Origin of the sequence: Campylobacter showae (assembly GCF_900699785.1) — a bacterium.
Lineage (GTDB): Bacteria > Campylobacterota > Campylobacteria > Campylobacterales > Campylobacteraceae > Campylobacter_A > Campylobacter_A showae_D.
Window position 1 is genome coordinate 475,387 of record NZ_LR535679.1, and the last position, 24,359, is coordinate 499,745.

Sequence of the window (24,359 nt, forward strand, 5' to 3'; positions counted from 1 at the left end):
TATGAACGGAGCTATAAATTTCACTGCGACCTTCTCGCACGGCGTGGAGTGGGGCTGGCCGATTGCGGTTTATCTTTTGCTAGCGGGTATGAGCGGCGGCGCGTTAGTAGTCGCGATCCTCGTTAGATTTTATAAAAAACAGACCGAAAGCACGCCGCTGTTTAAGGCTGCGTCGCTGCTATCTTTCGTAGCGATCTTACTCGGTATGGTTTGCCTGGTAGCCGATTTAGAGCGACCGCTTCTTTTTTGGAAAATTTTGATTAATTATAACTTCACCTCGGTTATGTCCGTGGGCGTGGCGGCGCTTTGCGTCTATATCCCGCTTAGCTTCGTTGCCTGCCTTTATGCGTTTAAAGCTGATCTTAGCGGATTTTTATCGCACAGACTTACTTTTTTAAAAGGGCTTTTCACGCTGGTAATGAAAATTTTAAACGCGCTTCGCCCGCTGCTTCTTGCGCTTACTCTTGTTTTTGCGGTCGCGATATGTGCCTATACGGGCTTTTTGATCTCGGTTTTGGTTAGATTTCCTATCCTTAATACCGCCGTTTTACCTGCGCTTTTCGTGGCGTCGGGCTTATCGGCGGGTATCGCGGGCTCAAGCCTAATAGCCGCGCTTTTCTTTAAAGCGGATCCTCACGGCAGCGATCTAAAAACCTTACACGCGGTCGAGTGGCCGGTTTTAGCGATGGAAATTTTACTAATCGGCATGATTTTCGTCTCGCTCATCACCGGAAGCGACGTGCAAAAAGCCGCGAGCGTCGCCTTTAGCGAGGGCATTTATGCTCAGCTATTTTGGCTAGGCGTCGTAGGCGTAGGATTTTGCGTACCGCTAGTTTTAAATTTCGCACTGGGCAAAAAGATCGCTCACACCGCATTTGCGTTCTACGTTAGCGCGCTTGCTAGCGTGGTCGGAGTATTACTTCTTAGAATGTTTATACTATACGCAGGTCAAACTTACGATATAATAATGTAAAAAATTCGAAAGAGGCGATTTTGGGCGTAAATTTATTTAGATTTTTCACTTCTTACAAATTTGCGCTCTGCCTCCTCTTTATCCTTGCCGCGGGTGCCGGCGTCGCAACCTTTTTAGAAAGCATTTACGATACGCAAACGGCTAAAATTTTAGTCTATGAGGCGCGCTGGTACGAGTGCGTCATGAGCGCGCTTGCGCTTTGCCTGCTCGCTATCATCGTAAAAACCAAAATGTGGCGCCGCTTCGGTTCATTCGTCCTTCACGCGGCATTTATCGTTATCTTTATCGGCGCGGCGCTGACGCGTTATCTGGGAGCCGAGGGCGTGCTGCACGTAAGAGCGGGCGAGAGCGAAAACGAGATGGTGAGCGTCAAGCCGTTTTTGCAAATACGCACAAAAGACGCATTTTTCGAGTATCCGCTAAATTTATCCCAAATCGGCGATAATAATTTTAGCTTCACGCAAACCATAAACTCAAAAAATTTCACCGTCAAATTTGACTCCTATAAAGCCGCTCCCAAAGGCGAGCGAGGCACTCTCGTAGTAAAAGCGGGCTTTGAAGGACAGCGCGAACAAACAGCCAAAATCCACGGCGGCGTAGGCTGGCTGGGCGAGCCTAGTATGCTAAATTTTGACGGCGAGGAGATAATGCTAACTTGGGGCTCAAAGCTAGTTAGCTTGCCCTTTTCGATAAAGCTTATTAAATTTGAGCTTGAGCGCTACCCAGGCTCTCAAAGCCCGTCCTCATACTCTAGCGAAGTAGAGGCACTTTCTGACGCGGGCGAGGTTTTAACGAGATATAAAATTTACATGAATCATCCGCTAAATTTGCAAGGTTTTAAGCTCTTTCAGTCATCCTACGACGCGGACGAGCAAGGCACGGTGCTAGAGGTCAATCGCGATCCGGGCAAAATCCCGACCTACATCGGATATTTCTTGCTTTGCGTCGGAGTCATCGGCAACTTTTTTACTAAAAACAGCCGATTTTTAAAGCTTATAAATTTCATCAAAAACAGTAGATTTTCGCTCGTTGCGGCATTTATCGCGATTGGTTTTTTAAATTTTAACGCAAACGCGGCCGAGCAAAACGAGAGCGAGATTTTAAAAACTTTCGCCGCAAACACCGCCGCTCACGCTAACGGCGAATTTGCAAAGCTTCTCGTGCAAGACTACGCGGGCAGGATAAAGCCGCTTAGCACCGAAGCGGGCGAGATCGTAAATAAAATTTCCGGTACAGACTCGCTTTACGGTCTAAGTGCCGAACAAATCGTGCTTGGGATGAATCTAAATCCCGCGCTGTGGCAAGAGATAAAAATCGTCAAGATAAAAAACGGTGAGATAAAAAAAATGCTAAATTTGAGCGGAGATTATGCGAGCTTTAGGGATGCGTTTGATGCAAACGGCGAGTATAGACTGGCCGCACAGGTCGAAGCCGCGAACGAAAAACCTCTATCAAAACGAGGCACGCTCGATAACGACCTCATCAAATTTGACGAGCGACTAAACATCGCGTATCTCACGTTTAAGGGCACGTTTTTTAAATTTATCCCGGTAGCAAACGACCCGCAAAATGCCTGGCTCTCGCCAAACGACGCCTTTAACGACGAGCGAGTCGCTCTAGACGCAAAAAACATGCTAAACGACTACCTCATAGGCCTACAAGAAGGTATCGCGGATAATAACTGGAGAAAGGCCGACTCCGCGCTAGCTGTGCTAAGAAACTATCAGCGCACGGCTTCGGCGGAAATTTTACCTAGCGTTAGCAGAGTCGATGCCGAGGTATTTTATAACCGCGCTTCGGTGTTTAAAAAGCTCGTTTATTTCTACTGGATTTTGGGCTTTGCCGCGCTTTTACTCGGGCTTGCTTCGGTGTTTTTATCAAAACGGATTTTGCTGCTTGAGCGAGCTATTTTAGCGGCGTTCGCGCTCGGTTTTGCGGTGCATACGGCCGCCTTGGCGCTACGCTGGTACGTCTCGGGGCACGCACCCTGGAGCGACTCGTACGAATCAATGATCTATATCGGGTGGTCGGGAGCGCTAGCAGGGATGATATTTTTTAGGCGTTCGCTACTTGCGCTTGCGGCGGCGGCGCTACTAGCCGGCATCGTGATGCTGGTAGCTCACATGAGCTTCGTAAATCCGCAGATAACGAATTTAGTCCCGGTGCTAAAGTCGTATTGGCTCAGTATCCACGTCTCGGTCATCACGGCTAGCTACGGATTTTTGGGACTTGGCTGCGTGCTTGGGCTGATCGCGCTAGGACTCATGGCGTTTAAAAACAAAGCCAACGAAACGCGCCTAAACGAGCAGATCAGATATATCGCGGCGATCGATGAAGCAAGCCTGATTATCGGCATTTGCCTACTGACGGTGGGGAATTTCTTCGGCGGGATCTGGGCGAACGAGAGCTGGGGTCGCTACTGGGGCTGGGATAGCAAGGAGACGTGGTCGTACGTATCGATCCTAGTTTACGCGATCGCGCTGCACCTGCGCTTTATCCCTAAGCTAAATTCGCTCTACGTATTTTTGATCGCATCGGTGTTTTCTTACGCTTCGATCGCGATGACTTATTTTGGCGTAAATTTTTACCTAACGGGCATGCACTCTTACGCCAGCGGAGATTTGCCGCCGGTGCACATTAGCGTCTATATCGCGCTTGGCTGCATGCTTTTGATAACCGCGCTAGCCTTTAGAGGGCGCGACGTAAAAACGATTTAAAAGGAGAAAAAATGTATAAAAAACTACTACTGGCGGCGGTTTTATGCGCTAGCGCAAACGCGGGCTTTATCCAAGAAGGCATGCAAGCCCAGCAAAGCGGCGACCATAAAAAGCTGATAGAAATCTACAAAAAAGCCTGCCACGAGGAAAACAAGGCCTCGGGCTGCTACAACCTTGCCGTGGTGTATTTTGAAGGCACGGGCGGTGTGGAGAAAAATTACGAAAAGGCGATAAATTTATACCAAAAAGCTTGCAATGCCAAATTTGCGCTTGCTTGCAACAACCTAGGCTACATCTACGAAAGCGGCAACGGCGCGACTCAGGACTTTGCTAAAGCCGCCGCTTACTACGAAAAAGCCTGCCAAGATGACGAGGGCTGCACCGCACTAGGACTTCTTTATGCAAACGGCGCAGGCGTCAAAACCGATATCAAAAAAGCCATCTCGCTCTATACCAAAGCCTGCAACTACGGCGATATGATGGGGTGCAATAACCTAGGCTACTTGCACCTTGAGGGCATGGGCGTAGAAAAAGACTACGCTAAAGCAAAATCATTTTATGAAAAGGCATGCGCTGGCGGCGTCGGCATCGGCTGCGACAACCTCGGCTTTTTGTATGCATTCGGTCAAGGCACGGAGCAAGACTATGCCAAAGCTAAAGAATTTTACGAAAAATCATGCAACCTAAACTACGACAAAGGCTGCAACAACCTAGCCATAATGTACGCCGAGGGCAAAGGCGTCGCGGCCGACACCATCAAGGCCAAAGAGCTCTTTGACAAAAGCTGCGCAAAGGGTCTAAAAGTCGCGTGCGAGAATGCAGAGTTTTTAAAACCGGAAACAAATAAAACTAAATAATTTAAGGAGATAGTATGATTTTACGTTCTATTTTGGGTTCGGCGCTGCTGGCGGCGCTAATGTTTGGCGCCGAAGCAAACGAGCAAGCAGGCAAGATGAAGCCGATGTTTCAAAGCGTGGATCCAAGCAAAGCTACGCTCGTAGGAAGCGGTGAGGATAAAGAGTACTGCGCCGTTTGCGGAATGAATTTGGTTAAATTTTATAAAACAAACCACGTCTATAACGGCAAACAGGTAGCATCTCTGCACTGCTTATACGAGCTCACGGAAGGAAAAATCCCAAGCGACGCGCAGGTCGTAGATACGAAAAATCTAAATTTGATCGATGCAAATAAAGCCTTTTACGTCGTCGGTAGCAAGATCGGCGGCACGATGACTAGAAATAGCAAATACGCCTTCTCAACCGAGTCCGACGCAAAAGAGTTCCAAGCCGAAAACGGCGGCGAGATAATGGACTTTGCCAAAGCATACGAGATCGCGGGACAGGACTTTGAGGGCGATAACAAGATGATCAAAGCTAAACGCGAGGGCGGCGTTTACGCACACGGTAAGGAATTTTACGAAGCAAACTGCGAGAAAACCGATCCAAAAAGCTTTAAAGCTATCTCCGAGCTAAAAGCCCATCTCAAAAAGACATGCGACCAAAAGGGCGCTAGCAAAGCCCATGAATACGACAAACACCTGCAAGCCGCGGCTTTGTATCTATGGGACGCTCCGGCAAATTTAGGCTCTAGCGATCAAGCCACAAAATCTAAGCAAAAAACGCAAAAAGCCGAGAGGATCGTCGTGCCAAAAGGCGCGCGCTGCCCCGTTTGCGGTATGCTAATCGGCAAAAACCCGCAGTGGGCGACGATGATGAAAACAAGCAAAGAGGAGCTTTACTTTGACGGCGTCAAGGATATGATGAAGTATTATTTCGAAAAAGGCAAAAAAGACGATCAAATTTACGTTAGCGACTACTACAAGCTAAACAAAATCGACGCTAGAACCGCCTACTACGTAACCGGCTCAAACGTACTCGGACCTATGGGCAACGAGCTCATACCGTTTGCCAGCGAAGAGGACGCTAAGACCTTCGCCAAAGACCACGGCGGCAAACAGATCGTCAAATTTGACGAGATAACTACGCTTTTGGTTGAGAGGTTGATGTGAGACTCATCTGCGTTTTAGCGGGCTTTTTCGCGATCCTTTACGTTTGTATCGGGGCGCATTATCTAGGCTTTGATAGAGTGGGCAAGGAGGCTCAGCTAAATTTGATCCAAAAATCCGTCAAAGACGCGCAAATTTCGACGAATTTTATTTCAAAAGAGTACGGGAAGTTTGTCTATGCCGAGTAAAAATTTTATCGATTACGCAGTTACGCTGCTCTATAAAGACCGCGCCGATCACGCTTTTAGCTTTTTTATCTTCGCTTTTATCGTGTTTATCTTAAGCGCGGTTCTTTTCGTCTCAAGCTCCATCCAAAGCGACCTTACGAATTTGACCCGCTCAAAGCCCGAAGTCGTCGTCGAAGCTCTGCGCGCGGGCAAACGCGACTTGATGCACGACGGCTACATCTACGACATCTCAAAGATCGCGGGCGTAGCTAGCGTAGAGGGCGCAGTCGAGGGAGAGTATTATTTCGCGCAAAAAAGAGTCTGGTTTCACATCGTCGGCGACGAAGATTTGGACGAAAACGAGATGATCGTGGGCGAAGGCGTGAAAAAAGAGATGGCGGAGCTTTATTACGAGGACGTTTTTAACTTTTTAACCGAAGAAAAAATGATCCCGATAAAGATCAACAAAATAGCGCCGCATGAAACGGGTATCGTCTCAAACGACGTTATCTATATGAATCCCGCCACCGCGCGCGAAGTGCTAAGCCTTAAAGAGGGCGAATACACGAGGCTCTACGTCGAAGTACCAAACGTCAACGAGATCAGCGAAGTGGCGCTAAAGATCCAAAACGTATATCCAAACACCGAGGTTACGAGCATCGAGGATGGCGTGGCCAAAATAAGGCACCTTTACTACTACAAAGGCGGCATTTTCATGGTGCTTTACGTCGTGGCGATGGTTTCGTTTTTCATCCTGCTGAAAAATCAAATTTCGCTCGCTTACGGCGAAAAGAAAAAGGAGATCGCGATATTGCGCAGTATCGGCTTTAGCGTGAGAAATATCATCGCGCTTAAATTTATCCAAAACATCGTCGTTTCTTTTAGCGCCTATTTGCTAGGCGTCGCGGGAGCGTATCTCTACGTGTTTTTATTCGGCGCGCCGTTTTTACGCGATATATTTTTAGGCAGCGAGGTGGCGAATTTTACCGATTTCACGCCGATCATCGACTTTAATATGCTATTTTTGATCTTTGTTTTTAGCGTGATTCCGTTTTTGGCATTCGTCATCATCCCGTCGTGGCGCATAGCCGTTAGCGACATGAGCGAGGCGGTAAAATGAACGCGATAGAAGTAAAAAATCTCTGTAAAATTTACAATCAAAACAAACCCAACGAATTTCACGCGCTAAAAAATATAAATTTGACGGTAAAAAGCGGCGATCTAGTCATCCTAAAAGGCGTCAGCGGTAGCGGCAAAAGCACGCTACTAGGAATACTCGGCGCACTTAGCAAACCAAGCAGCGGAGAAGCGCTGATCAACGGTCGTAACGTCTCAAAGCTACCCGACATCATGAGCTCAAATTTTAGACATAGCGAGGTCGGGTTTATATTTCAGTCTTTTAACCTGATCGAGGGGCTTAGCGTCTATCAAAACGTACTAGCGCCGCTAAGCCTAACAAGCCTTAAAAAAGCCGAGCTAAATTCGCAAATCGATCGCGCGCTAAATCTCGCCAACATCGCGCACAAAAAAGATCAAATCATCTCAAAGCTAAGCGGCGGCGAGAAGCAGCGATGCGCGATAGCAAGGGCTCTAGCGATGGATCCTAGCGTCATACTAGCCGACGAACCGACGGCAAATTTGGACAAACAAAACTCGCTCATCTTCACCCGAATGCTGAAAAAATTTAAAGAGCTAAAAAAGACCGTCGTCGTCGCCACGCACGACATTTTGTTTGACGATCTGGACTTCGTGGACGGCTACGTGAGGATGCAGGACGGAGAGATGCTGTGAGCGTATTTTTATCGGACGTTGTCATCGCGTTTTTACTGATCGAGCTCATCATTATCGTATTGATGGGTATTTCGCAGTATTTCGTCGTGCGCATTATGCGGCTGTGGGACTTTAACTCGACGTCAAATTTACAATACGATCTTGAAAAACGCAACTACCTCGTAAATACGATTTTGTTTTTCGCCGTAGTTTGCAAGATAGTTTTGTTCGTATTTTTCGCGTTATCTCTAAACGAGCTAGCAGACGTAGTGCCGGGTGCCATGTGCTCGGCGGGCGTCATCGGATCAAATCAATTCGGCGGCATTTTGCTACTGTTAAAGCTACTACTCATCTTTGGCTTTGGACTGTGGCTCATCATAAATTCGCTTGATTTAAAGGCGACGAATTTTCCGTATTTAAAGCGAAAATACGTCATCTTCACCGCGCTTTTTATCGGCGTTTTGGTCGAATTTGCTACTGAGATTTTGTTTTTTAGCAACGTGCCGTTAAAGGTGCCCGTCTTTTGCTGCTCGGTCGTATTTCAGGCGCCAAAGCTACCGTTTGGCTACACGAAGTTAAATTTGGTCGTCTTTTACTATGCCGTTTTTGCGGTCATTTTGGCGCTAAATTTGCTCAAACAGACGATGGCGAGCTTTGTTTGTAACCTGCTGTTTTTATTTATCGCATACTACGCGATTACTTATTTTTTCGGGCTTTACGTCTACGAACAGCCAAATCACAAATGCCCGTACTGCATGCTAAAAGGCGAGTATTTTTACGTCGGCTACCTCATCTGGGGCTCGCTGTTTTTGGGTATTTTCTACGGTATCGCGGCGTTTTTGGTCGAGCTAATCGTGAAAAAACCTTACGAGCATTTGCTCAAAATTTCCTCTTTTTGGCTGGCCGTAAATGCTCTTGTTTGCAGCTTTTTCGTCGCTAAATACTACCTTTTGCGAGGAGTTTTATTATGATAAAGCAAATTTTCGCCGCCGTGCTGCTCATCGGCGTGGTGGCGCTGCTCGCGTTTTCGGTGGATACTAGCGAGGGCAAGATCGTCGTTCGCCACGGCAACGTAGAAAAAAAGCCGCTAGAAATCGAGCTAAACAAATACCTCTGCTTTGAGAGCAAGGTACTCATCAGCGACCTAAATAACACAGCTCAGGCGGTAATGCCAAACGGCGATACGTACTTTTTCTACGACATCTCAAACTCGTTTACTTGGCTCATGCGGCAAAAGAACAAAGATGACGTCGTGCTGTGGGTGTATTCGCAAGATACCAGCCGATATATCCTAGCTAAAGACGCCTGGTACTCGCGCGTAGACATCACTCCGATGGGATACGGCATCGGCGCATACGAATACCACGTTTACGGCATCAACGACAACTATTTCGAGGACGTCATGCTCTATGCCGCACGCGGCGAAACTCTGATAAATCCGCTAATTTTTATCTTGCTTTCGGAGAATAAAATTTAGGCTTTGAAGCCCGCTTGGCTATTTTATTCTCCGAGAAGCGCAATGGGACTGCATTTATACACATTTAATTAGTCGCATAACAATCAAGGCTGCACGCAAAACAATATTTTTCTATTTATTGCCAAGAACACGAGCAGTAAACATCTAAAATGTCTAGCAGTTACTGTATGATATTATTTATTTTCAAAATCTACCAAAACCATAGTGATTTAAAATTGATTGGTCTGGATATTTTTAAAGAAGTTTTTGAAACTAAAAAAATTAATAAAAAGTTGGTGGCGGACAGAGAGGGATTTGAACCCTCGAGCCCCGGTTAGAAGCTGCACCCTTAGCAGGGGTGTGGTTTCGGCCACTCACCCATCTGTCCCAAAAAAGAAACCGCATTATAATTAAATACCGCTGATATCTTGCTTAAATTTGCGTTTTCGCGCCTGCCGCCCTCCCGCAGAAAAATAGCCGCGCAAAATTTGATCGAGTTTAAACAGCTCGCGCGTATCAAATTTGCAAACTTAATCCTTCCAGAGCCACCATTTTAGCTTGGCATTGTCGGGATGGGGCGTGCTGGCGTAGTAACAGACCATGCGGTAAACATAGAGGATGCACCTGTCGCTGCCGCGTCCGAGCGCCTTTGTGCGTTCAAACATCTCGTTTGGATCCGCGCCCTTTAGCGAAGCGATATCCTCGTAGCCGAGTGCGAGCAGATCCGCCTCGGTCGCCTCGCCGACATAGGGGATTTTCTTAAAATCTATCGGCGCGCATATAAAATGAGAGTATTTTGCATATAAAATGAGAGTGAGGCAAAAATTACGCCTCGTTTGCTCTCATTTTAAACACCAGTTTCCCTTTTTAAACACTCTTTAAAAGCCATTTAAACTACTTGATTTTCTCTATTCTAAACACCTGATCCCTCATACTCTCGTAGCTCTTGGCTTTTATGTAATTTTCCAACATAAATTGCAAATAGGGCGGAAAAGGTGTAGTAGATCCCCAGCCTCGTATTGTGGGATATGGTATCCCCGATATTTCAGAAAGCTGTTTTTTTGTAAGCCCTGCGACATCTAGTAGCTTTTGAAAAATCTCTTTATCCATATATACTCCTTTGATTTTTGCAATAGTAGCCTAAAAATACAAAAAAATCAAATTTTTGTATCTAAAAGATACATTTTTTAAGATACCCTTAAGTATCTATACGATACAATAACGGCATATAAAGAGATTGAAACGATACAATCTTAAGCAGGCGCGACGAGACAATCCGCCAAGATCACATCTCGCCGCTAGGTGCTCCCAAACGGGAGCCTTTATTATACCAAAATCTAATAAAGGATCTAAAATGCAAAAAGATATACTACAACAACGCGAGGCAAAATATTTCATTGATTTTGCGGACCATCAGTATTTAATAGGCGATGAATGGAAAACCGGAGATATTGAGGTTGTCGCAGAACCTACCCCAGTGATTGCGGAGTATATCGTCGCCATACCGTTTTCTGCAGGCGAGTGGGAAGAAATGGTAGATGTTCTAGACATTGATGTTGAAAGCCTAGACGAGCTAGGTAGCGCGTATGCCTATTTTGAAGACATTTGCGAAGCACTAGGGCTAGCTTCAGGTTGCAACCTAGAGGAGCTTTTGCAAGAGCTCCGCGCACGTGGTGTCAAGTGTGGAGATATAGTGAGGGCGGACGTAGACGCCCCGGAGGTTTTGGAAAAGTTTGGGGACCTGATGATATACTGCGACGGCGATGGGTATGGGGCAGGATGGAACTATCTAGAAAAAACAGCGTATATGGGCGAAACAGCTGATGGGCAGGTTATATTTGGCGAGCAATATAGAGAAGAGCTGTAGCGTTTTTAGGGTGCAATCATGACACTTTCAAACATAGCAAACGACTACCTAGAAACCCTAGGCCAAATCAGCCTTGAACGGTATAGAATACAAAAAAGCAGCTTCTCTCACACGGAGAAGCTACCAAAGGACGTAGAAAAGATCACGTCGGCCGATACTCAAAAATGGGTCGCGGCTATGCAAAAAAACCTAGCGCCAAATACTATCAAGCGCGTAGTGCTTTGTTGGAACAGAGCTTGCGCACAGGCTATTGAAAAGGGCGGCATAGACAAAAACCCTTTTCAAGGAGTGAAGCGCCCGAAGATAGCCTCCTCAAAGATAGACCCTTTCGCCAAAGATGAAATAGAAACTATGCTATCAAGAGCTACGGGCGGGCTTAAGAGCTATCTAGCCTTTGCATTTTATACGGGAGCGCGGTGTTGCGAAATTTTGGCTCTCAAATGGGATGATATAGATTTGGATGGTATGACGATTCGTATATCAAAAAGCCTTGTGGACGGCCTAGTCAAAAACCAAACAAAAACGGGCGAGGATAGGATCATACCTATATTTGAGCCATTGCTACCGTATATCAAAGAGCTAGCGCGGCAAAGAGATAGCGAGTGGGTGTTTTCAGAGAGAGGAGATCATTTGTTTGGCTCTACTTCGCTGTTTGGGAACGGCAAGTGGCGCAAATTTCTAGATAGTTGCGGAGTGCCGTATAGAAGTGCGAGGCATACGAGACATACTTTTGCCACGCACATGGTAGAGCGCGCCGCGAGGGGCGAGATACCTATCAAATGGGTCTCGCAAATACTAGGGCACGCAAACCTAGATATGACGATCAAGGTATACGCTAGGTTCATCAAAAACGAACACTTGAAGATAGATCGCAATATAAACGTCTTTTAGAGGCCGATTCGTTCGGCCTTACCCCTCAAATTCAATCTCTATTTCGTAATTATCCGTACTTAATCTATGGCTTACGCTTTTGATACTAAATTCGTTTGCTTCTAGCCCCGCTATACCGCTAAATTTAAGCTTTCCGCCCGCTATTATATTTGCTCCGGGCAAAGAACACCTACCGTTTATGCCGCCCTTTTGCAGTTCGTTTAGCTTGGCTTCGCCTTGCCTAAAAGCCTCGTTATCTGATTTTGGTTGGGCTATTTGCATCTTGTAGGTTTGCTCCCCCGAACCTACCTTGATACTCTTTGTTTTACCCGCTTCTATGTCTTGCCACTCTACTATAACCGCTCCGTATGAGTTTCTGTTGGCTTCGGTAATCTCCAAGGAGTAAAGCTCGGCTAAATTTAGAGTAAAAGCTGGTAGACTTTCGTTTTTAGGCGTATTTGAAGTTTGCGTTTCGTCCCCTTTGGCGTCTTTGGAAGCTATGACGATAGTAGCGTTTTTTACCGCCATGATAAAGCCGTAATCAAAGCAAAGCCCATATAAGAAATCTAGATCCCCCGCGTCGTTTTGCAAGACGGAGGCGATGTTTTGATCCTGCCCGGACGTTTTTACGGCAAGCTTATTTTCGCCGGCTATTTTTCTTGCTATTTCAAATACGGTGGTATTCTCCCAGCTCCTGCGCTTTTTGATTTTTTGAGGGCTTGCGAAGTTTACGGCAGTGGCTCTTACTTCGGTGGTTTGGTTTTTATAATCCCTGCTAGCCGTTTGCACGCTAAACGAGCCGCAAAGATAAAGATCGTCCCCGTATCCTAGCCAAAGCTTTAGATTATCGCCGAATACGGGCTTGGCGTATATACCGCTAACGCCAAAGCTTATCTCGTCGCTTTTGCTTCCCTCTTTGTCGTCGAAATTTAGGCTGATTAAATTTGCCCTGATTATCTCCGTAATATCTTTGCCGTTTGCTTCGAGCTTAAAATTTGGATGTTTTACCATAGCTTATTTTGCTCCTTGGCTTTCTCTTTTATCTCGGGCAAAAATACCTTGTTGCCCGCTTTAAGCGTAGCGCCCAGCTTTGGATTTAGAGCTAGTACTTGTTCGAAAAATCTTAAATGTCCGTAATGCGCGTAAACGATAGTATCGAGCCTATCGCCGTCTTTAGCTATATAAATTTTATCCATCGTAATCCCTTTTTAGCTCCAAACTAAAGCTCTGCGTAAAAAACGCTCCGTTTGGAGTGAATACGGCTTGTTTTTCGCTGATTTTAAGAACCGCGAACCTGCCGAAATATTTGCCGTTTCCGTTGGTTAGCGGATAGCTTTGCCTACTGCGCGCTAGCTCATAAAGCCTTTTTAACGCCGTCTGTTTGTCGCCGTTATAGGGCATAGTCTGCCCCTCTATGTTCACGGTTTGGTTTCCGAGGTTTGCCGCAAATAAAGCCGGGTGATTTTGGATACGGTCCTGCGAGCTTATGCCAAACTCCGTCTCTAACGATATGCCGCCTACTTGCTTCCAGTTAAATTTAAATCCGCCCAAATTTAGTACCATATCTCTACCTTTGCTCTCTTATTTCGGTGTTGGCGCTGTTAAAATCGTCCCTTCTCAAAGCCTCCTTGACACCTCTTGTTATTTGAGCCTTAAAGCTTTCAAGATCGAATTTGCCGTTATTTGAATTAAGTAAAAAATCGCCGTTAAAGCTTATATTTATATTCGCTCCGCTTGCGGTAGCCGCTACTGCGGCGGCTTGCGGGGAGACGGGTTTAGACGCCGCGAATAAGGTCTCTTTGGCCTTTATCGGCGCGCTTTGAGGCTCTTCGTCGTTAAACCAAGAAAAAGGATTATACCAAGCCGTTTCTTTACCATCTCCTATACCAAGAGCGTCTTTCGTCCAATTAGTAGCCGCTCCCAAGGCGTCGCCGATAGAGCTAACGGTATCTACGATCCACTGAAATTTCTCGCTGATCCAATCAAAAAAGCCTCCAAAGATAGATCTCCACCACTCTACTACCGAATCGAATATAGAGCTAAAGAAATTTGAAGTAGCCTCCCAATAGGGCTTTACGCTCTCCCAGATATTTTCAAAAAAGGTTTTTACCTTATCCCAGTTTTCTATAATCCATGCCGCGCCCGCTCCTAAAGCTACTACCAAAGCTCCGATACCGGTAGAGATGAGGGCTAGGCGCATTATTTTCATACCGGCCGCAGCCGCAATAGACGCGCCTCTTACCGCCGCCATAGTCGCCGCCCACGCTTTGCCAGCGGCGTTTGCTATCCAGGTAGCCGCTGCCGCGGCTTTCATGCGAGCAGCGGTGATCAAATACGCAGCGTTTAGCTTTAGGGTAGATAGATATTTGAGCTTAAATACCTCTTTTAGGAGGCTAAACGCCGTGCCCAGTATCTTGGCTTGTTGCCAAACTATACCTAAACTCCAAGCTAGAATTTTAACGGCCGGAGCCAAGGTCACGAAAGCCAAAAGACCGCCCGCTAGACCGAACACGAACTTAGATATTTCAGGGCGTTCTTTTATAAACCAAGACATACCGCTCGCGATAGAATTTAACGCCGAGGTTAGAAGTTTTAGCGTCGGCAAAAACGCTTCGCCTATAGATGAGCCTATATTTCTCCAGGCTTGCGCTAATCTTTCGAGGCTCGATTTGGTAGTGTTTAGCTTGACTTGTAGCTCTTTTTGCATGCTTCCTACGGCTTCGTCCGAAAAAGCCATCTTCATATTGGCTTTAAAGGCATCCATATTCGTAATCAAGCCTGCGATTTCGTCGCTAAAATTTCCGCCCATCAAATCATAAAGCAGCCCCGCCTGAAGCTCTTTAGGTGCAGCGGCGATACGATCTAAAAACAGCGTCACGGCTCCCGCGGCGTCTTTACCGATGGCCGTTTTTAAATACCCAGCGTCAAGGCCTATGGTGGCTAGCGCTTCGTGAAATTTCTTGCCCTGATTATCCACGTTGGCCAGTCTGGTATAAAGAGAATTTAGCGATGTACCTACGACCGACGGGGCCTTGCCGGTACTTAGCATGCTTGCCGCGATCGCACTGGCGGCTTTTTCGTTTAGACCTAGCAGATTTGCGTTGCCCGCCGTTAAAGAGGTGGCAGTAAGTATATCGGCCGCGCCGGCGTTGGTAACTTTGTTGTCGAGCAAATTTACGACGTCGAAAAACTCTTTTAGACCGTCTACCTTGTCTAGCTTAAAACCCACTTTCATATTGTTTGCGGCCGTAGCCACTTCGTCGGCGCTCATCTCAAACGCCGTAGAACCGGTAGCTAACAAGCGCGTATATTTCACTAGCTCTTCGCCTGCTAAGTTAATCTTTCCTCCGCCCGCGGCGATACTCGATAAATTTGAAAAACTTTCTCCGAGCTCGTTTGATAGCGTCTTCATCTCGTGCTTGAGTTTTAGTAGGTTCTCTTCGCTATCGTCTACGTATTTTTTGACGTTCGCAAAAGCGGCCTCGTCGTCTACGGCTAGTTTTACGGGCAACGCGAAGCCGGCCGCGCCGGCTAGTCTTGACTGCCAATTACTAAGCTCGCCGCCGATTTTTGAGATCTTAGAGTCGATACCAAGCTTCAAATCTTTTATTTTAGATATTTTTTCGTTTAGCCTGGTAACGTTTTTGCCGGCTTTTTCAAGGCTTGAAGATAAGGCATTGAGTTTCGAAACGTTGCCGCTAAGCGCGCTAAACCCCGCCGTTTTAAGGCCGATAAAAATACCTATTTGAGTACTATCCATTTTTGCCCTTTTTCTTGACTTTTAAATTTTCGCGAGCTACAATAAAAACATGAAGACAAACATCGACTCTCAAAAAACCGACTTCGTAGAACTAGGCGTAAACCTAGGGATTATCATGGGGGCCTCTTTGTGGGCGTTTTTTGATATAAATCCTTTCGGCGTCATGATCGCTTGCGCTCTAGCCGGCGGCGCGATAGACGGCATAAGAAGCTAATAAGCGCTCTTTGCCTTTAAAATTTCTATCGCTATTTTTAAAAAATCCTCGTATTCGTCTACGTAAAACTCCATAATTTCATCAAACGAAAAATGAAGCGCGTGTCCTATTATCGCCACGCCCTCGCGAGTGTGGCCTACGCTAAAAAACCCGCTACCGCGCTAAGGATAAGCGAGCAGTCTTTAGCCTCTAGCTCCTCAAGCTCCGCTTCGCTCATGCAAGTAAGGTTGCTAGCTAGCCTAAAGGTCAAATCGGCCTCATTGCTTCTGCCTGCGCTCATAGCAAAGCGAAGATCTTTGCCTTTTGGGTGCCTGATTTTAACTTCGTTGCTGTCTGATAACGTAACGACGGTGTATTTGATGCCGTCTTGCTCGATGATTTCGTTTTTCTTGCTCATTTTTATTCCTTTGATTTAAATTTAAGGGCCTTTAAAAGCCGTTTAATCTATCGGCGCAGCTCTCGTCGCCGATAGAAAATATTTATTATTCGCCCAAATTTGAACGCACTTGAGATAAATAATCTACCCCGCCTATCAGGCATATCATGTTCTCCACGTCAAACATGGCTAGCTGATTTTTTCCGATAGATATATCCATGAAATGCACGGCTAGCTTGATGCTTACTTCCATCTCTTTACCGCTTTCAAAGCTTCCCGGGTCTATCTCGGTAATATCTCCCGTTACGGCCATAGAAAAAGGCTCTGGAGCGCCTTTGCCAGCTTGGAATATGCTAGCCTTAAATAAAAAAGGAATTCTGTTATTCCAAGTGTTGAGTCCATAGCCCAAGTATGTGTTCCTATCGAGCACGCTTAGCTTAAATTCCATTTCCACCGGTTTTATCGTTCCGCTTGCGAAATTACCGCCGAGTGCCCCTTTGGCTTCGATCGTCTCTTGCTCTATCTTTGGTATCGTGAGCGATTTAACTACGCCTAAATATCCTTGACCGTTTATAAAAGCGTTGGCCTCCTGTACCACCTGAGGTATCTGTCTTTTTACCATTTTTTACTCCTTATTTGTTTAGCTCGTTCATAAGCGTTTCGCCGTATTTATCGACATAGATAAAATCAAGCGTAAGCTGTTTTACGACGGGGTTGTTTTGCATTCTGACGTCTAGGTAAAATTTGCCGTCCGTGATATTGGCCAGCGTATTTTTCTCGCTCCAGCTAAGTTCGTATCCGAGCAGTACTTTTGCCCCGACCAGACCGCGCAGTAGCTCGCTAACGCTTCTTTTGGCGTGATAGAGCTGGTCGGCTTTTTTGTCTATCGCAAACAGCACGCCTTTTTGGCAAGCCTGCGAAATACGGTCGAACACCCTGACTCTTGCAAGGTCTTTCCATATAGTATCTTGATCGCTAGTCTCTCCGCCCCAAGCCCTAAAGCCGCTTTCTCTAATGACGGTAGAAATTTTAGCCGCCCTTAGCTCATCGGCCGTGCAAGTTTCTCCAAGCTCGAAATCTACGTCTATTTCCGTACCCGAAACTCCTATCATTACTCTGTTTGAGTAGCTGTCGCTATATCCAAACTCGCTTGCGCCGTCCGTATGAGCTATCATTCCGGCTATTCTCGCGCTTTGCCCCTCATAGACGTAAGCGCTCGTTTCATCGTCCCAAACCTTGACGTTAGGATACGCTGCAACGAGCCTTCTAGTGCCGAAATCCCCCATCTTTACTATCGCTGCGGCCGCATCCTGGGCTTTTAGATCTACGATGCCGGTCGCTTTTAGTCTGGTGGCCACTTTTTCTATCTCGCCCTTTACGGCGTCTTCGTTGCTAAATCCCGGCGCTATGATTAGATTAGGGTTATACCCGAAGCGGGATTTTGCTTTGGTTAGCTCTGATATAGCCTTTTTACACTCGGTAATCTCGTCGTTCGTATCGCTATCGTCGTCTTTTGTAAATACGCTTAAAATTATTTGAGTATTTACGGCCTGATCTTCAATGCCTTTTAAAGCCCTATAAATCGAGCCCTTTTTAAAAGCTTGGCTCGCGTCCTTTTTGGCTTTGTATTTTGCCTCTAACGCTTCAAGCGCCTTTGTCGTCGTCATGAAAAAATGTAGGCCGTTATCTAGGACCTCCTCGTATCCGGCGATTCCTATGGGCGTAACGCTTTCTACGCTGATGGGTCTTGCGGCCTCGGCTGAAATGGTTACGTTTACTCCGAACTTTGCTGCCATACTATCTCCTTTTAAAATTTGTTGATGATTTCTGCCTGAAATTCTTTTTTGAATGTCAGCTCTATAAAAGCTTCCAGCGCTCTTTTGCTGTCGCTAACTCCGTATTCGTCCGCCTTGTTTCCAAGCAAGATGCACCCCTGCGTATCTTTTGGGACGTTGCCGCTATGGATGAGTATGCATCTATCTTTCGGCACTTTTTCGTTAAAAAGCAATGGCAAAAGCCTTTGAAATTTGTCGCTTTCATGCCAGGTTGTTTGATAAACTCCTGCCGGTATCCGCTTATCGCGGCCTCGCTCTACGGTATCAGGACCCGCGGGCTCGAGCGTAAAGCCCTCTAGCAGCACGCGCCTATCTTGCGAAACTAGGCGAAATCTGCCTATCGTGCCGTCATAAATCTCTTTAATCCTCTCGACTATCAGCTTCATTTTTGCTCCCCTATTTGATTAAATTTATCATTGCGGCCACGATCAATATAGCCGCCGCAATGATTGCGAATTTCTTTGTTGACGCGTTCACTCTTTGACCCTTTTCAGCGGATGAAACGCCCAAACAGTCTTTAGCACCTTTTTATCGCCGTCTTCGATAAATTCGTGCCAATTTTCTGGATTTGCACCGGCTATGTCCATGAGTTTCCAGCCGACGTAAATGCGGCAATAAAAGCCGCTTAAAAAGCCCGTGTATCTTATCTCGCGGTAGTAGCCAAATCTCCTCCTGCCGTCTTTGAGGCGGCACTCTACCTTGCAAAAACCACTTTTGCATCCTTTGTTTTGCGTGATAAGCACGTCGCCATCCGTAACTACGCTAGCGGGCTCTACGTCGTCCATCTTAACGCCTAGGTATTTGCTTGAAAAATACCCTATGCGGTTTCTATATAGCCAGCAAAGGCGCGCGAAGTACGTGCGGTTTTTAGGAGGCGGGAAGTGATCCCGTCTCCACCCGCCGTCGCCGTTTATGGCCGCGTTTTGCCCGTCGTAATAGTCGTTTGCGTCCTCGAACCATCTGGCCCATTTCGGAAGACGATCGTCGCTAGGCTTCGTAAAAGCTAGAGCTATGGGCACTACTACGAAAGAGGCTATCTCAAGCGGAAGCTCGATAGCGATATTTTTTGAAATTTGTAAAATTTCTTTATTGTTTAGTCTTCTCATTTTTGTCCTTTTGTTTTTTCTTCTTGCTTTGATTCGTTTTCTTCCGTTTGATACTTTGGGCTAGCAGGGCAGCCGTCCCAAGTGCAATTGTCCTGCTTATCCAGCTTACTTGAGCAAATTTCGCAGCGTTTAGCTTTCTTTTTCATATTACTCCTCCTTTTCTAAAGCTTGTTTTTGAGCTAAGAGTTCTTTATACTCTTCCCTTAGCTCCGGCAGAACTCTATCATTACCGATAAGAATTGCATGTCGTATATAACCTTCAACTTCTTCAATCTGCTCTTGTACTTCCATTAAAGCTTGCTCGGCTTTCTCTTCTAAAGAGAGCTCCTCAAAAGCATAAAAGATTCTATAGCTAGTAGAAGTTTCCTCAGTTTTCATTACAAGCTTTTTACCTTGTTCAGTATGTTCAGGGATAGCTTCTTCAATTACCTTTTTATATCCGTTCTTTAATAAATCTTCTTCACTAAGAAAAGATACGTACATGAGCCCGTCGTTCGTTTCTATGAGTTCAAGCTCTTGAATTTGCTTTGTTTTGGTATCGTATAGTTTCATTTTTACTCCTCTACTTCTATTTTGATGCTGTAGAAATTTACGTGACGGCCGTTATTTACGACGCAGCGTCTTTGTATTTTTATACTAGTATCGTTTAGAATTTCTATTTTGACGTATAGAGTGCAATACTCTTCGCCATTGTCGTTTCGATACGCCTTATGTGCCGCGCCGTTAGAGCCCAGAAAGTCGCCCAGCGGATATGCTACCGATCTGGTATTGCTACCGTTGCCCGGTATTTCTTGAATGGTAGTGATCTTTAGCTTGCTTATTTCCTTTATGTTGCCTTTTACGGATATTTGGTCGGTATATACCTGCCCGCCGCCGTCGAAGTATCTAGACGCGGTTTCGGAGAAAAGGACGTCGGCTTTTTGGTATATCTGTTTTTGAATTCCTATTAGCATATACCACATCACACTCGTCCTATACTGATATATCCGTCGTGCCAGACGAAATACGCAAAGGTTTCCGTCGCTTGGAGGTTTGTCGGCGTTGTTCTCCACTTGATGTTTGAGGCGTACCCCGTTATATTCGCAGCAGCATTGCTTATAGCAATTACCCCGCTTTGGCCTCTCACGCCGTTAGCTAGCGTTAGCACGCCTTTGCTCGTCAAGGTTATTTCGAAGTTATCGGCCTTTGAAAGATCTAGAGTTGCGCTGTTGCCGGTGAGGATCGAGGAAGATAGATGGGCGGCGCTTATCCCGCCGTTGGCGTCCCTCAAGACCGCCGTATTAGGGTAAGCCCCTATAGTTAATTCAGAGGTCACTATCGCCCAACCTACATTAGTGTTATCAGAGATACTCCCATTAAATCCGAATTTAAATATCGTAGCCGACCCCTTACTGTGCCAATAAATATCACATTCGTTTCCCATTTTGATAACATGCACAAAACCATAAGGGGAAGGGTTATTACTGCCTTGTATTGAGATAGAGTACCAATACCATCCAGCATCTATTTTTCGCCAAAAACCGACGTTACTATAATCTCCCTGAGGCAAAGCCACATTAGGTACGGCTTGCCCAAATCTAGCAAAGCTTGAGCTATCGAAACCGTCTAGTTTATCAGCATCCAGTCCGCTTCCAGCTCCCATGTTTCCTGAAGACCAAACTGTGCCATCTACTGCCGGCATTGTTAAGATTTTGGGTGAACCATTCATGTCTGGTTGCAGTATTCTTATGTTTTGTACTCCTCTTTGGGGTGAATAAACATCGATTGCACTGTCTATGAACCCCGAGATCGGTGCGGCTTTTAGCCTTAGCTCTCCGCCCTCGTTATTTGAGCTTGAACTTCTACCCGCTCCGATGTCTCCGGTAAAGTACTGGATTTGGGTACTATCTAGTTTTGCAAAGCTTGAGCTATCAAGCCCGTCTAGTTTGTCCGCATCCAATCCGCTATCCGTTCCGTCTATTTTTTTGATTTCTTCAAAGATTTTTGCAGGCGTTAGCGCGTCCACTTTTTCTTTGAGGTAGCTAGTGCGGTTTGCCAGCTGTTTTGCTTGCTTGTTGCTTATACCGTCTACCCCGCCTACGACGGGGTCGGTTACCTCGATTTGATATACGCCTTCTTCCCATCTGTTTTCTTCTTTTACGTTAGCCACTGTATACTCCATAATTGAATTGATCGTTATACTTTATTTGCCCGTTATACGTTACGCTATTAGCCGAATATTCTATGGCTACTAGCGTACATCTTACGGGCGCCGCGCTTTTTGCCGCATCGCTTATTTGTTTTGCTTTTTTCTTTGAGAGCGGTACGCTAGCGATGATCGAATACTCCGCCCAGTGGGAGTTTGAACCGTAAAATCTACTTCTATCGTGTTTTATGCTTCCGTTATATTTTTGTCCCAAATTTCCTTCCACTATTATCGCGCCGCTATCTATTGCATGAACCGCCTTTTTTACGGCGTAAAAAGTACCGCTATAGTAGTGAATCTTAAAAGCTTCCTTTATTAGGCCCCTAGCGCCCGTTTCGCCAAGCCCCTCTATATCCACGTCGTAGCTTTGAGCCAGTATAGGCAAAAGAGAAGCCGGGCAAGAGTCGGCCAGTATATTTATCGCTCCCAAATCCAGATTATCAAGCCTTACTCCAAACAGCTCGTCAAATTTCTTGTCGAATTTACTTTTGTGATTCGGCAGCAAGTTCATAGCTCGGCCTTTTTATAGCTTAGAGAAAAACTTACTTTTATAAAGCTATCGTCTCCTACTTTGGTATCTGCGCTCGGAGTTATTAGCCTCGCCCTATATACTCCGCTTTTGTGAAGCGTAGAATATACGTAGCTTAAATTTAGATCTTCGCCGATAGAAAGAGAGCTTTTCGAACCTTTAATCTCCTTGTCGATGCTATCTTGCAAAAACATATCGGTTAGTTCCAGCTCGGCCCTAACCTCTATATTTTTTATCGTAGCGTTTTCTACTATAACCGTATCGGTTAGCGGTCTTACTTTCTCGCCGCTTAGGTAATCCGCCACGCTTTGTCTGGTCTCTTCGCTCATATCGCTAGTTTTTAGGTATACCTTTACTATGCCCGGTCCCCCGTTTAGTACGCTGGCTTCTTCTACCTTTGCGTTTGCCGAAAGAGCGTGATAGATATAGGCCTTTTTGCTTCCCGCGGTACTAAATCTTTCAAGAGAAAGCACGGCTCTTTCCTTTAGCCTTTCGTCGCTTTCTACCTCCGCGCCACCCCCAAACTCGCTTAGTTGTTTTGCTTTTAGCACGAAAGGGAAAGGGGTTTGGATATATTCGCACTTTAGCGGGCTTGATTTTATAAATTTATCAAGCACCGATACGGCCGTAGTTTTTAGTTCTCCTTTTTTGACGATCGCCGTTTCTTTGACGTAGGCGACGTCGCCGTTGTCGCTAGTTAAAACGGTTCCGGCCGGAATTATCGTATCCGCATCTCTAGGAGTCGAAAGCGAAAGCTCGATACTAGCCGTCGGTTTTTCTCCTTTTAGGCGCTCTATGCCGTATATCGCCACGATATTGTCAAGATCGCTACCGCTAGAAAAAGGCAGCAGCATGGCTTTTACCGAGCTATTTATGCGAGCGCGTAAAAGCAGCTCGCGGTAAGCCAGCGTCTCAAGCAGGGCCGAGTAATTGTCGCTTTCAAGCAATGAAATTTCGTCATCGTTTAAATACGTTTTAAAGACGCCTTTGACGCTTTTTAAAATTTCGTCGTAGCTAAGCTCTTCGATTACGTTTGGAAAAGGTAAATTTTTTAAAAAGCTCATAGCTCTATCCCTATCTCGTCGCCACTTGTGAGAGCGACCTTAAAATTTAGCCTATGGTCTTTTAGGCTTATTAACTTTACCTCGTCTATATTCGCTCTTTTTTCCCATCTTTCTACGGCTTCTATGACGTAGCAGGCAAGATCGGCTCTAAACTCGTCGTCTACCTTGCGGTCTATTAGCTCGAACAAGCGGCTGCCGTATTCGGGCAACATAACCCGCGAGCCTAGAGGCGTGAGCAAGATGTCTTTTATGCTTTCTTTTATATCCGCTAGATACTTTGCCATTAGTCCCTCGCCGCCCCGTTGTTTGTATGATTTGTTAGATCGCCTCTGCCGTCTCTTACGCTGCCGCCGAAACTTGCGTCGCCTCCCGTCGTTATAGACCCGGTTATTCTTACGTCCCCGTTTATCTCAAAGCTTCCGCTTGCGCCGCCATCGCCGGCCGTATTTATAGCGCCCTCTATGAACGTGTCGCCTAGTAGCTTTATGCTCGGGCTTTTTACGACGGTGTCGTTTGCCGTTACTATTACGTTTCTAGCGTTCAAATTTGCGTTTTCGCAGGTTATATTTATAGATTTCGGACTTTTGACTTCAAGCGTAGAGCTAGCCGTATCGTAGCTCATGCTTACGCCGTCTTCAAAGCTTACGCGCACCTTTTTATCCGTCGGCTCCTCTTTATGCGCGCTTTGGTAGAGTCCGCGAAGTATGACGCCGCTGTTTAGGTTTCCTCTTACCGGCAAGACCAGCACCTGCTCGCCCGCTCTGATAGGAGAGAAGCTCACGGCAAAGGAGTTTGAAAAAGCTTGCAGCACGGGCAAAAAATCGGTAACCATAGAGCCTACGGCTACTCTTGCCTTGTCGCCGCGAACCTCGCTGATCGTTGCGACTTCTATAAAATATTCTCTACTCATCGCCGATATGCTCGCTAAATTTATTATTTTTAATAGGTCGCCTTCGTCTCACGTTTTGTTTTATCTCTTTTACGTCATCGTGAATTTCGTTTAGTTTTTGGCGGTTTGCGCCGTTTTCGGTGCGTAGCGTTTCTACCAGTTCTCTGGTAGCGGCCGTGTTGTTATTTATAGCTTCGTTGCTTCTTACGGAAATATCCACCAAAATTTCGGCGTTTTTGTTTGCGGTTTTGTTTAGTAGCCAAAAGATTACCACGAAGACGATAAAGCCGAAAATCACCATAAAGACCAAAAACTCATTCGTCCCCCAAGCTCCCGCCGAGTTGATAAGTCCCGTAGTTTCTTTAATCTCGTCGCTAAAATTTAGGCTATTTTCCATTTTATTCCTTTATCCCCAGGCATTGTTTCAGTTTTTTTTCGCAATCGCGGTAATAAACAGCAATCTTCTTGTCCGTCTCAAACGTGCCATCATTTTTGGGCTTTTGCGGCATTTTGGCATTGCACCTTACGGGTACGTATTTTTCCTGATAGATAATATGCGGCTCACTCGTTTGAGGT

Annotated in this window: 33 protein-coding genes and 1 tRNA gene; 12 read left to right on the forward strand and 22 right to left on the reverse strand. The window is 46.0% G+C overall.

Features of this window, described 5'->3' with window-relative positions:
- Window position 1: 1 nt before the first annotated feature.
- The 9 genes from nrfD to E4V70_RS02380 are packed head-to-tail and all read left to right on the forward strand — an operon-like array spanning window position 2 to window position 9,109.
- A complete protein-coding gene (gene nrfD, locus E4V70_RS02340) occupies window positions 2–973 on the forward strand; it encodes an NrfD/PsrC family molybdoenzyme membrane anchor subunit (protein WP_122862054.1) in 972 nt (323 codons plus the stop codon).
- 20 nt (window positions 974–993) lie between these two features.
- Window positions 994–3,690, forward strand: a complete 2,697-nt coding sequence (gene ccsA, locus E4V70_RS02345; RefSeq protein WP_122862053.1) for a cytochrome c biogenesis protein CcsA — start codon at window positions 994–996, stop codon at window positions 3,688–3,690.
- A gap of 11 nt (window positions 3,691–3,701) precedes the next feature.
- Window positions 3,702–4,547 (forward strand): tetratricopeptide repeat protein, encoded by an 846-nt coding sequence (locus tag E4V70_RS02350; RefSeq protein WP_122862052.1) that lies wholly within the window; start codon window positions 3,702–3,704, stop codon window positions 4,545–4,547.
- A 14-nt stretch (window positions 4,548–4,561) separates the two neighbouring features.
- Window positions 4,562–5,698, forward strand: a complete 1,137-nt coding sequence (locus tag E4V70_RS02355; protein WP_122862051.1) for a nitrous oxide reductase accessory protein NosL — start codon at window positions 4,562–4,564, stop codon at window positions 5,696–5,698.
- The gene (locus E4V70_RS02360) at window positions 5,695–5,883 is read left to right on the forward strand and encodes a hypothetical protein (RefSeq protein ID WP_122862050.1); all 189 of its coding nucleotides are present in this window, start codon (window positions 5,695–5,697) and stop codon (window positions 5,881–5,883) included. Before E4V70_RS02355 ends, E4V70_RS02360 begins: the two co-directional genes overlap by 4 nt.
- Complete coding sequence (locus E4V70_RS02365) at window positions 5,873–6,982, forward strand: ABC transporter permease (protein WP_122862049.1); 1,110 nt, start codon at window positions 5,873–5,875, stop codon at window positions 6,980–6,982. The genes E4V70_RS02360 and E4V70_RS02365 overlap by 11 nt, the downstream gene beginning before the upstream one ends.
- Window positions 6,979–7,653 (forward strand): ABC transporter ATP-binding protein, encoded by a 675-nt coding sequence (locus tag E4V70_RS02370; RefSeq protein ID WP_122862048.1) that lies wholly within the window; start codon window positions 6,979–6,981, stop codon window positions 7,651–7,653. Before E4V70_RS02365 ends, E4V70_RS02370 begins: the two co-directional genes overlap by 4 nt.
- Entirely contained in the window at window positions 7,650–8,603 is a 954-nt protein-coding gene (locus E4V70_RS02375; RefSeq protein WP_122862047.1) for a hypothetical protein, read from the forward strand. Before E4V70_RS02370 ends, E4V70_RS02375 begins: the two co-directional genes overlap by 4 nt.
- Window positions 8,600–9,109 carry a hypothetical protein gene (locus E4V70_RS02380; RefSeq protein ID WP_122862046.1) on the forward strand — a complete coding sequence of 170 codons (510 nt, stop codon included), beginning with the start codon at window positions 8,600–8,602 and terminating at the stop codon, window positions 9,107–9,109. Before E4V70_RS02375 ends, E4V70_RS02380 begins: the two co-directional genes overlap by 4 nt.
- 276 nt (window positions 9,110–9,385) lie before the next feature.
- On the opposite strand, the gene E4V70_RS02385 is transcribed toward E4V70_RS02380, so the two are convergent.
- From E4V70_RS02385 to E4V70_RS02395, 3 genes are all read right to left on the reverse strand, one after another.
- A tRNA-Ser gene (locus E4V70_RS02385) sits at window positions 9,386–9,476 on the reverse strand.
- 142 nt (window positions 9,477–9,618) lie between these two features.
- Window positions 9,619–9,858: a helix-hairpin-helix domain-containing protein gene (locus E4V70_RS02390; protein ID WP_122862045.1), complete on the reverse strand. Its 240-nt coding sequence runs from the start codon at window positions 9,856–9,858 to the stop codon at window positions 9,619–9,621.
- Between the two features lie 124 nt (window positions 9,859–9,982).
- Entirely contained in the window at window positions 9,983–10,198 is a 216-nt protein-coding gene (locus E4V70_RS02395) for an XRE family transcriptional regulator (RefSeq protein ID WP_122862044.1), read from the reverse strand.
- Between the two features lie 244 nt (window positions 10,199–10,442).
- On the opposite strand from E4V70_RS02395, the gene E4V70_RS02400 reads away from it, so the two are divergent.
- Window positions 10,443–10,955, forward strand: a complete 513-nt coding sequence (locus E4V70_RS02400) for a hypothetical protein (RefSeq protein ID WP_122862043.1) — start codon at window positions 10,443–10,445, stop codon at window positions 10,953–10,955.
- Window positions 10,956–10,973: 18 nt separating this feature from the next.
- On the forward strand, window positions 10,974–11,846 hold the full coding sequence (locus tag E4V70_RS02405; protein WP_122862042.1) for a tyrosine-type recombinase/integrase: 873 nt from the start codon (window positions 10,974–10,976) through the stop codon (window positions 11,844–11,846).
- Between the two features lie 18 nt (window positions 11,847–11,864).
- Here E4V70_RS02405 and E4V70_RS02410 read toward each other — a convergent pair whose 3' ends face one another.
- The 4 genes from E4V70_RS02410 to E4V70_RS02425 are packed head-to-tail and all read right to left on the reverse strand — an operon-like array spanning window position 11,865 to window position 15,585.
- Complete coding sequence (locus E4V70_RS02410) at window positions 11,865–12,836, reverse strand: phage late control D family protein (protein WP_122862041.1); 972 nt, start codon at window positions 12,834–12,836, stop codon at window positions 11,865–11,867.
- Window positions 12,830–13,021 carry a tail protein X gene (locus E4V70_RS02415; protein WP_122862040.1) on the reverse strand — a complete coding sequence of 64 codons (192 nt, stop codon included), beginning with the start codon at window positions 13,019–13,021 and terminating at the stop codon, window positions 12,830–12,832. The genes E4V70_RS02410 and E4V70_RS02415 overlap by 7 nt, the downstream gene beginning before the upstream one ends.
- A complete protein-coding gene (locus E4V70_RS02420) occupies window positions 13,014–13,388 on the reverse strand; it encodes a phage tail protein (RefSeq protein ID WP_122862039.1) in 375 nt (124 codons plus the stop codon). The genes E4V70_RS02415 and E4V70_RS02420 overlap by 8 nt, the downstream gene beginning before the upstream one ends.
- 4 nt (window positions 13,389–13,392) lie before the next feature.
- On the reverse strand, window positions 13,393–15,585 hold the full coding sequence (locus E4V70_RS02425; RefSeq protein ID WP_122862038.1) for a phage tail tape measure protein: 2,193 nt from the start codon (window positions 15,583–15,585) through the stop codon (window positions 13,393–13,395).
- A 49-nt stretch (window positions 15,586–15,634) separates the two neighbouring features.
- Here E4V70_RS02425 and E4V70_RS10660 point away from each other — a divergent pair, with 49 nt between their 5' ends.
- On the forward strand, window positions 15,635–15,799 hold the full coding sequence (locus tag E4V70_RS10660; RefSeq protein ID WP_163026438.1) for a hypothetical protein: 165 nt from the start codon (window positions 15,635–15,637) through the stop codon (window positions 15,797–15,799).
- Here the strand turns inward: E4V70_RS10660 and E4V70_RS11055 are convergent.
- The 15 genes from E4V70_RS11055 to E4V70_RS02490 all read right to left on the reverse strand — a co-directional run bounded on the left by E4V70_RS11055 (window position 15,796) and on the right by E4V70_RS02490 (window position 24,180).
- Window positions 15,796–15,918 carry a hypothetical protein gene (locus tag E4V70_RS11055; protein WP_269472412.1) on the reverse strand — a complete coding sequence of 41 codons (123 nt, stop codon included), beginning with the start codon at window positions 15,916–15,918 and terminating at the stop codon, window positions 15,796–15,798. The two genes, E4V70_RS10660 and E4V70_RS11055, sit on opposite strands and share 4 nt — an antisense overlap.
- 17 nt (window positions 15,919–15,935) lie before the next feature.
- On the reverse strand, window positions 15,936–16,196 hold the full coding sequence (locus E4V70_RS02430) for a phage tail assembly protein (RefSeq protein ID WP_122862037.1): 261 nt from the start codon (window positions 16,194–16,196) through the stop codon (window positions 15,936–15,938).
- A gap of 85 nt (window positions 16,197–16,281) precedes the next feature.
- Window positions 16,282–16,797, reverse strand: coding sequence for a phage major tail tube protein (locus E4V70_RS02435; protein ID WP_122862036.1), 516 nt, complete (start codon window positions 16,795–16,797; stop codon window positions 16,282–16,284).
- A gap of 10 nt (window positions 16,798–16,807) precedes the next feature.
- Window positions 16,808–17,971, reverse strand: a complete 1,164-nt coding sequence (locus E4V70_RS02440) for a phage tail sheath family protein (protein WP_122862035.1) — start codon at window positions 17,969–17,971, stop codon at window positions 16,808–16,810.
- Between the two features lie 11 nt (window positions 17,972–17,982).
- Entirely contained in the window at window positions 17,983–18,396 is a 414-nt protein-coding gene (locus E4V70_RS02445) for a DUF5675 family protein (RefSeq protein WP_122862034.1), read from the reverse strand.
- Window positions 18,397–18,483: 87 nt separating this feature from the next.
- The gene (locus E4V70_RS02450; protein ID WP_122862033.1) at window positions 18,484–19,116 is read right to left on the reverse strand and encodes a DUF7338 family protein; all 633 of its coding nucleotides are present in this window, start codon (window positions 19,114–19,116) and stop codon (window positions 18,484–18,486) included.
- On the reverse strand, window positions 19,113–19,262 hold the full coding sequence (locus tag E4V70_RS10665; RefSeq protein WP_163026437.1) for a hypothetical protein: 150 nt from the start codon (window positions 19,260–19,262) through the stop codon (window positions 19,113–19,115). Before E4V70_RS10665 ends, E4V70_RS02450 begins: the two co-directional genes overlap by 4 nt.
- 1 nt (window position 19,263) lies before the next feature.
- A complete protein-coding gene (locus E4V70_RS02455; protein WP_122862032.1) occupies window positions 19,264–19,668 on the reverse strand; it encodes a hypothetical protein in 405 nt (134 codons plus the stop codon).
- A 2-nt stretch (window positions 19,669–19,670) separates the two neighbouring features.
- Window positions 19,671–20,081: a hypothetical protein gene (locus E4V70_RS02460; RefSeq protein WP_134482475.1), complete on the reverse strand. Its 411-nt coding sequence runs from the start codon at window positions 20,079–20,081 to the stop codon at window positions 19,671–19,673.
- Entirely contained in the window at window positions 20,078–21,265 is a 1,188-nt protein-coding gene (locus E4V70_RS10825; protein ID WP_197730457.1) for a hypothetical protein, read from the reverse strand. Before E4V70_RS10825 ends, E4V70_RS02460 begins: the two co-directional genes overlap by 4 nt.
- Window positions 21,258–21,812: a phage tail protein gene (locus E4V70_RS02470; RefSeq protein ID WP_122862030.1), complete on the reverse strand. Its 555-nt coding sequence runs from the start codon at window positions 21,810–21,812 to the stop codon at window positions 21,258–21,260. Before E4V70_RS02470 ends, E4V70_RS10825 begins: the two co-directional genes overlap by 8 nt.
- The gene (locus E4V70_RS02475) at window positions 21,809–22,894 is read right to left on the reverse strand and encodes a baseplate assembly protein (RefSeq protein WP_122862029.1); all 1,086 of its coding nucleotides are present in this window, start codon (window positions 22,892–22,894) and stop codon (window positions 21,809–21,811) included. The genes E4V70_RS02470 and E4V70_RS02475 overlap by 4 nt, the downstream gene beginning before the upstream one ends.
- On the reverse strand, window positions 22,891–23,178 hold the full coding sequence (locus tag E4V70_RS02480) for a GPW/gp25 family protein (protein ID WP_122862028.1): 288 nt from the start codon (window positions 23,176–23,178) through the stop codon (window positions 22,891–22,893). The genes E4V70_RS02475 and E4V70_RS02480 overlap by 4 nt, the downstream gene beginning before the upstream one ends.
- Window positions 23,178–23,804 carry a phage baseplate assembly protein V gene (locus E4V70_RS02485; RefSeq protein ID WP_122862027.1) on the reverse strand — a complete coding sequence of 209 codons (627 nt, stop codon included), beginning with the start codon at window positions 23,802–23,804 and terminating at the stop codon, window positions 23,178–23,180. Before E4V70_RS02485 ends, E4V70_RS02480 begins: the two co-directional genes overlap by 1 nt.
- Window positions 23,797–24,180, reverse strand: coding sequence for a hypothetical protein (locus E4V70_RS02490; RefSeq protein ID WP_122862026.1), 384 nt, complete (start codon window positions 24,178–24,180; stop codon window positions 23,797–23,799). Before E4V70_RS02490 ends, E4V70_RS02485 begins: the two co-directional genes overlap by 8 nt.
- Between the last annotated feature and the right edge of the window lie 179 nt (window positions 24,181–24,359).

Coding starts and splice junctions, on each gene's coding strand:
- nrfD (WP_122862054.1), top strand. CDS start 2: ATGAACGGAGCTATAAATTTCACTGCGACCTTCTCGCACGGCGTGGAG.
- E4V70_RS02350 (WP_122862052.1), top strand. CDS start 3,702: ATGTATAAAAAACTACTACTGGCGGCGGTTTTATGCGCTAGCGCAAAC.
- E4V70_RS02355 (WP_122862051.1), top strand. CDS start 4,562: ATGATTTTACGTTCTATTTTGGGTTCGGCGCTGCTGGCGGCGCTAATG.
- E4V70_RS02365 (WP_122862049.1), top strand. CDS start 5,873: ATGCCGAGTAAAAATTTTATCGATTACGCAGTTACGCTGCTCTATAAA.
- E4V70_RS02370 (WP_122862048.1), top strand. CDS start 6,979: ATGAACGCGATAGAAGTAAAAAATCTCTGTAAAATTTACAATCAAAAC.
- E4V70_RS02380 (WP_122862046.1), top strand. CDS start 8,600: ATGATAAAGCAAATTTTCGCCGCCGTGCTGCTCATCGGCGTGGTGGCG.
- E4V70_RS02395 (WP_122862044.1), bottom strand. CDS start 10,198: ATGGATAAAGAGATTTTTCAAAAGCTACTAGATGTCGCAGGGCTTACA.
- E4V70_RS02400 (WP_122862043.1), top strand. CDS start 10,443: ATGCAAAAAGATATACTACAACAACGCGAGGCAAAATATTTCATTGAT.
- E4V70_RS02405 (WP_122862042.1), top strand. CDS start 10,974: ATGACACTTTCAAACATAGCAAACGACTACCTAGAAACCCTAGGCCAA.
- E4V70_RS02410 (WP_122862041.1), bottom strand. CDS start 12,836: ATGGTAAAACATCCAAATTTTAAGCTCGAAGCAAACGGCAAAGATATT.
- E4V70_RS02415 (WP_122862040.1), bottom strand. CDS start 13,021: ATGGATAAAATTTATATAGCTAAAGACGGCGATAGGCTCGATACTATC.
- E4V70_RS02420 (WP_122862039.1), bottom strand. CDS start 13,388: ATGGTACTAAATTTGGGCGGATTTAAATTTAACTGGAAGCAAGTAGGC.
- E4V70_RS02425 (WP_122862038.1), bottom strand. CDS start 15,585: ATGGATAGTACTCAAATAGGTATTTTTATCGGCCTTAAAACGGCGGGG.
- E4V70_RS10660 (WP_163026438.1), top strand. CDS start 15,635: ATGAAGACAAACATCGACTCTCAAAAAACCGACTTCGTAGAACTAGGC.
- E4V70_RS02430 (WP_122862037.1), bottom strand. CDS start 16,196: ATGAGCAAGAAAAACGAAATCATCGAGCAAGACGGCATCAAATACACC.
- E4V70_RS02435 (WP_122862036.1), bottom strand. CDS start 16,797: ATGGTAAAAAGACAGATACCTCAGGTGGTACAGGAGGCCAACGCTTTT.
- E4V70_RS02440 (WP_122862035.1), bottom strand. CDS start 17,971: ATGGCAGCAAAGTTCGGAGTAAACGTAACCATTTCAGCCGAGGCCGCA.
- E4V70_RS02445 (WP_122862034.1), bottom strand. CDS start 18,396: ATGAAGCTGATAGTCGAGAGGATTAAAGAGATTTATGACGGCACGATA.
- E4V70_RS02450 (WP_122862033.1), bottom strand. CDS start 19,116: ATGAGAAGACTAAACAATAAAGAAATTTTACAAATTTCAAAAAATATC.
- E4V70_RS10665 (WP_163026437.1), bottom strand. CDS start 19,262: ATGAAAAAGAAAGCTAAACGCTGCGAAATTTGCTCAAGTAAGCTGGAT.
- E4V70_RS02455 (WP_122862032.1), bottom strand. CDS start 19,668: ATGAAACTATACGATACCAAAACAAAGCAAATTCAAGAGCTTGAACTC.
- E4V70_RS02470 (WP_122862030.1), bottom strand. CDS start 21,812: ATGAACTTGCTGCCGAATCACAAAAGTAAATTCGACAAGAAATTTGAC.
- E4V70_RS02475 (WP_122862029.1), bottom strand. CDS start 22,894: ATGAGCTTTTTAAAAAATTTACCTTTTCCAAACGTAATCGAAGAGCTT.
- E4V70_RS02480 (WP_122862028.1), bottom strand. CDS start 23,178: ATGGCAAAGTATCTAGCGGATATAAAAGAAAGCATAAAAGACATCTTG.
- E4V70_RS02485 (WP_122862027.1), bottom strand. CDS start 23,804: ATGAGTAGAGAATATTTTATAGAAGTCGCAACGATCAGCGAGGTTCGC.
- E4V70_RS02490 (WP_122862026.1), bottom strand. CDS start 24,180: ATGGAAAATAGCCTAAATTTTAGCGACGAGATTAAAGAAACTACGGGA.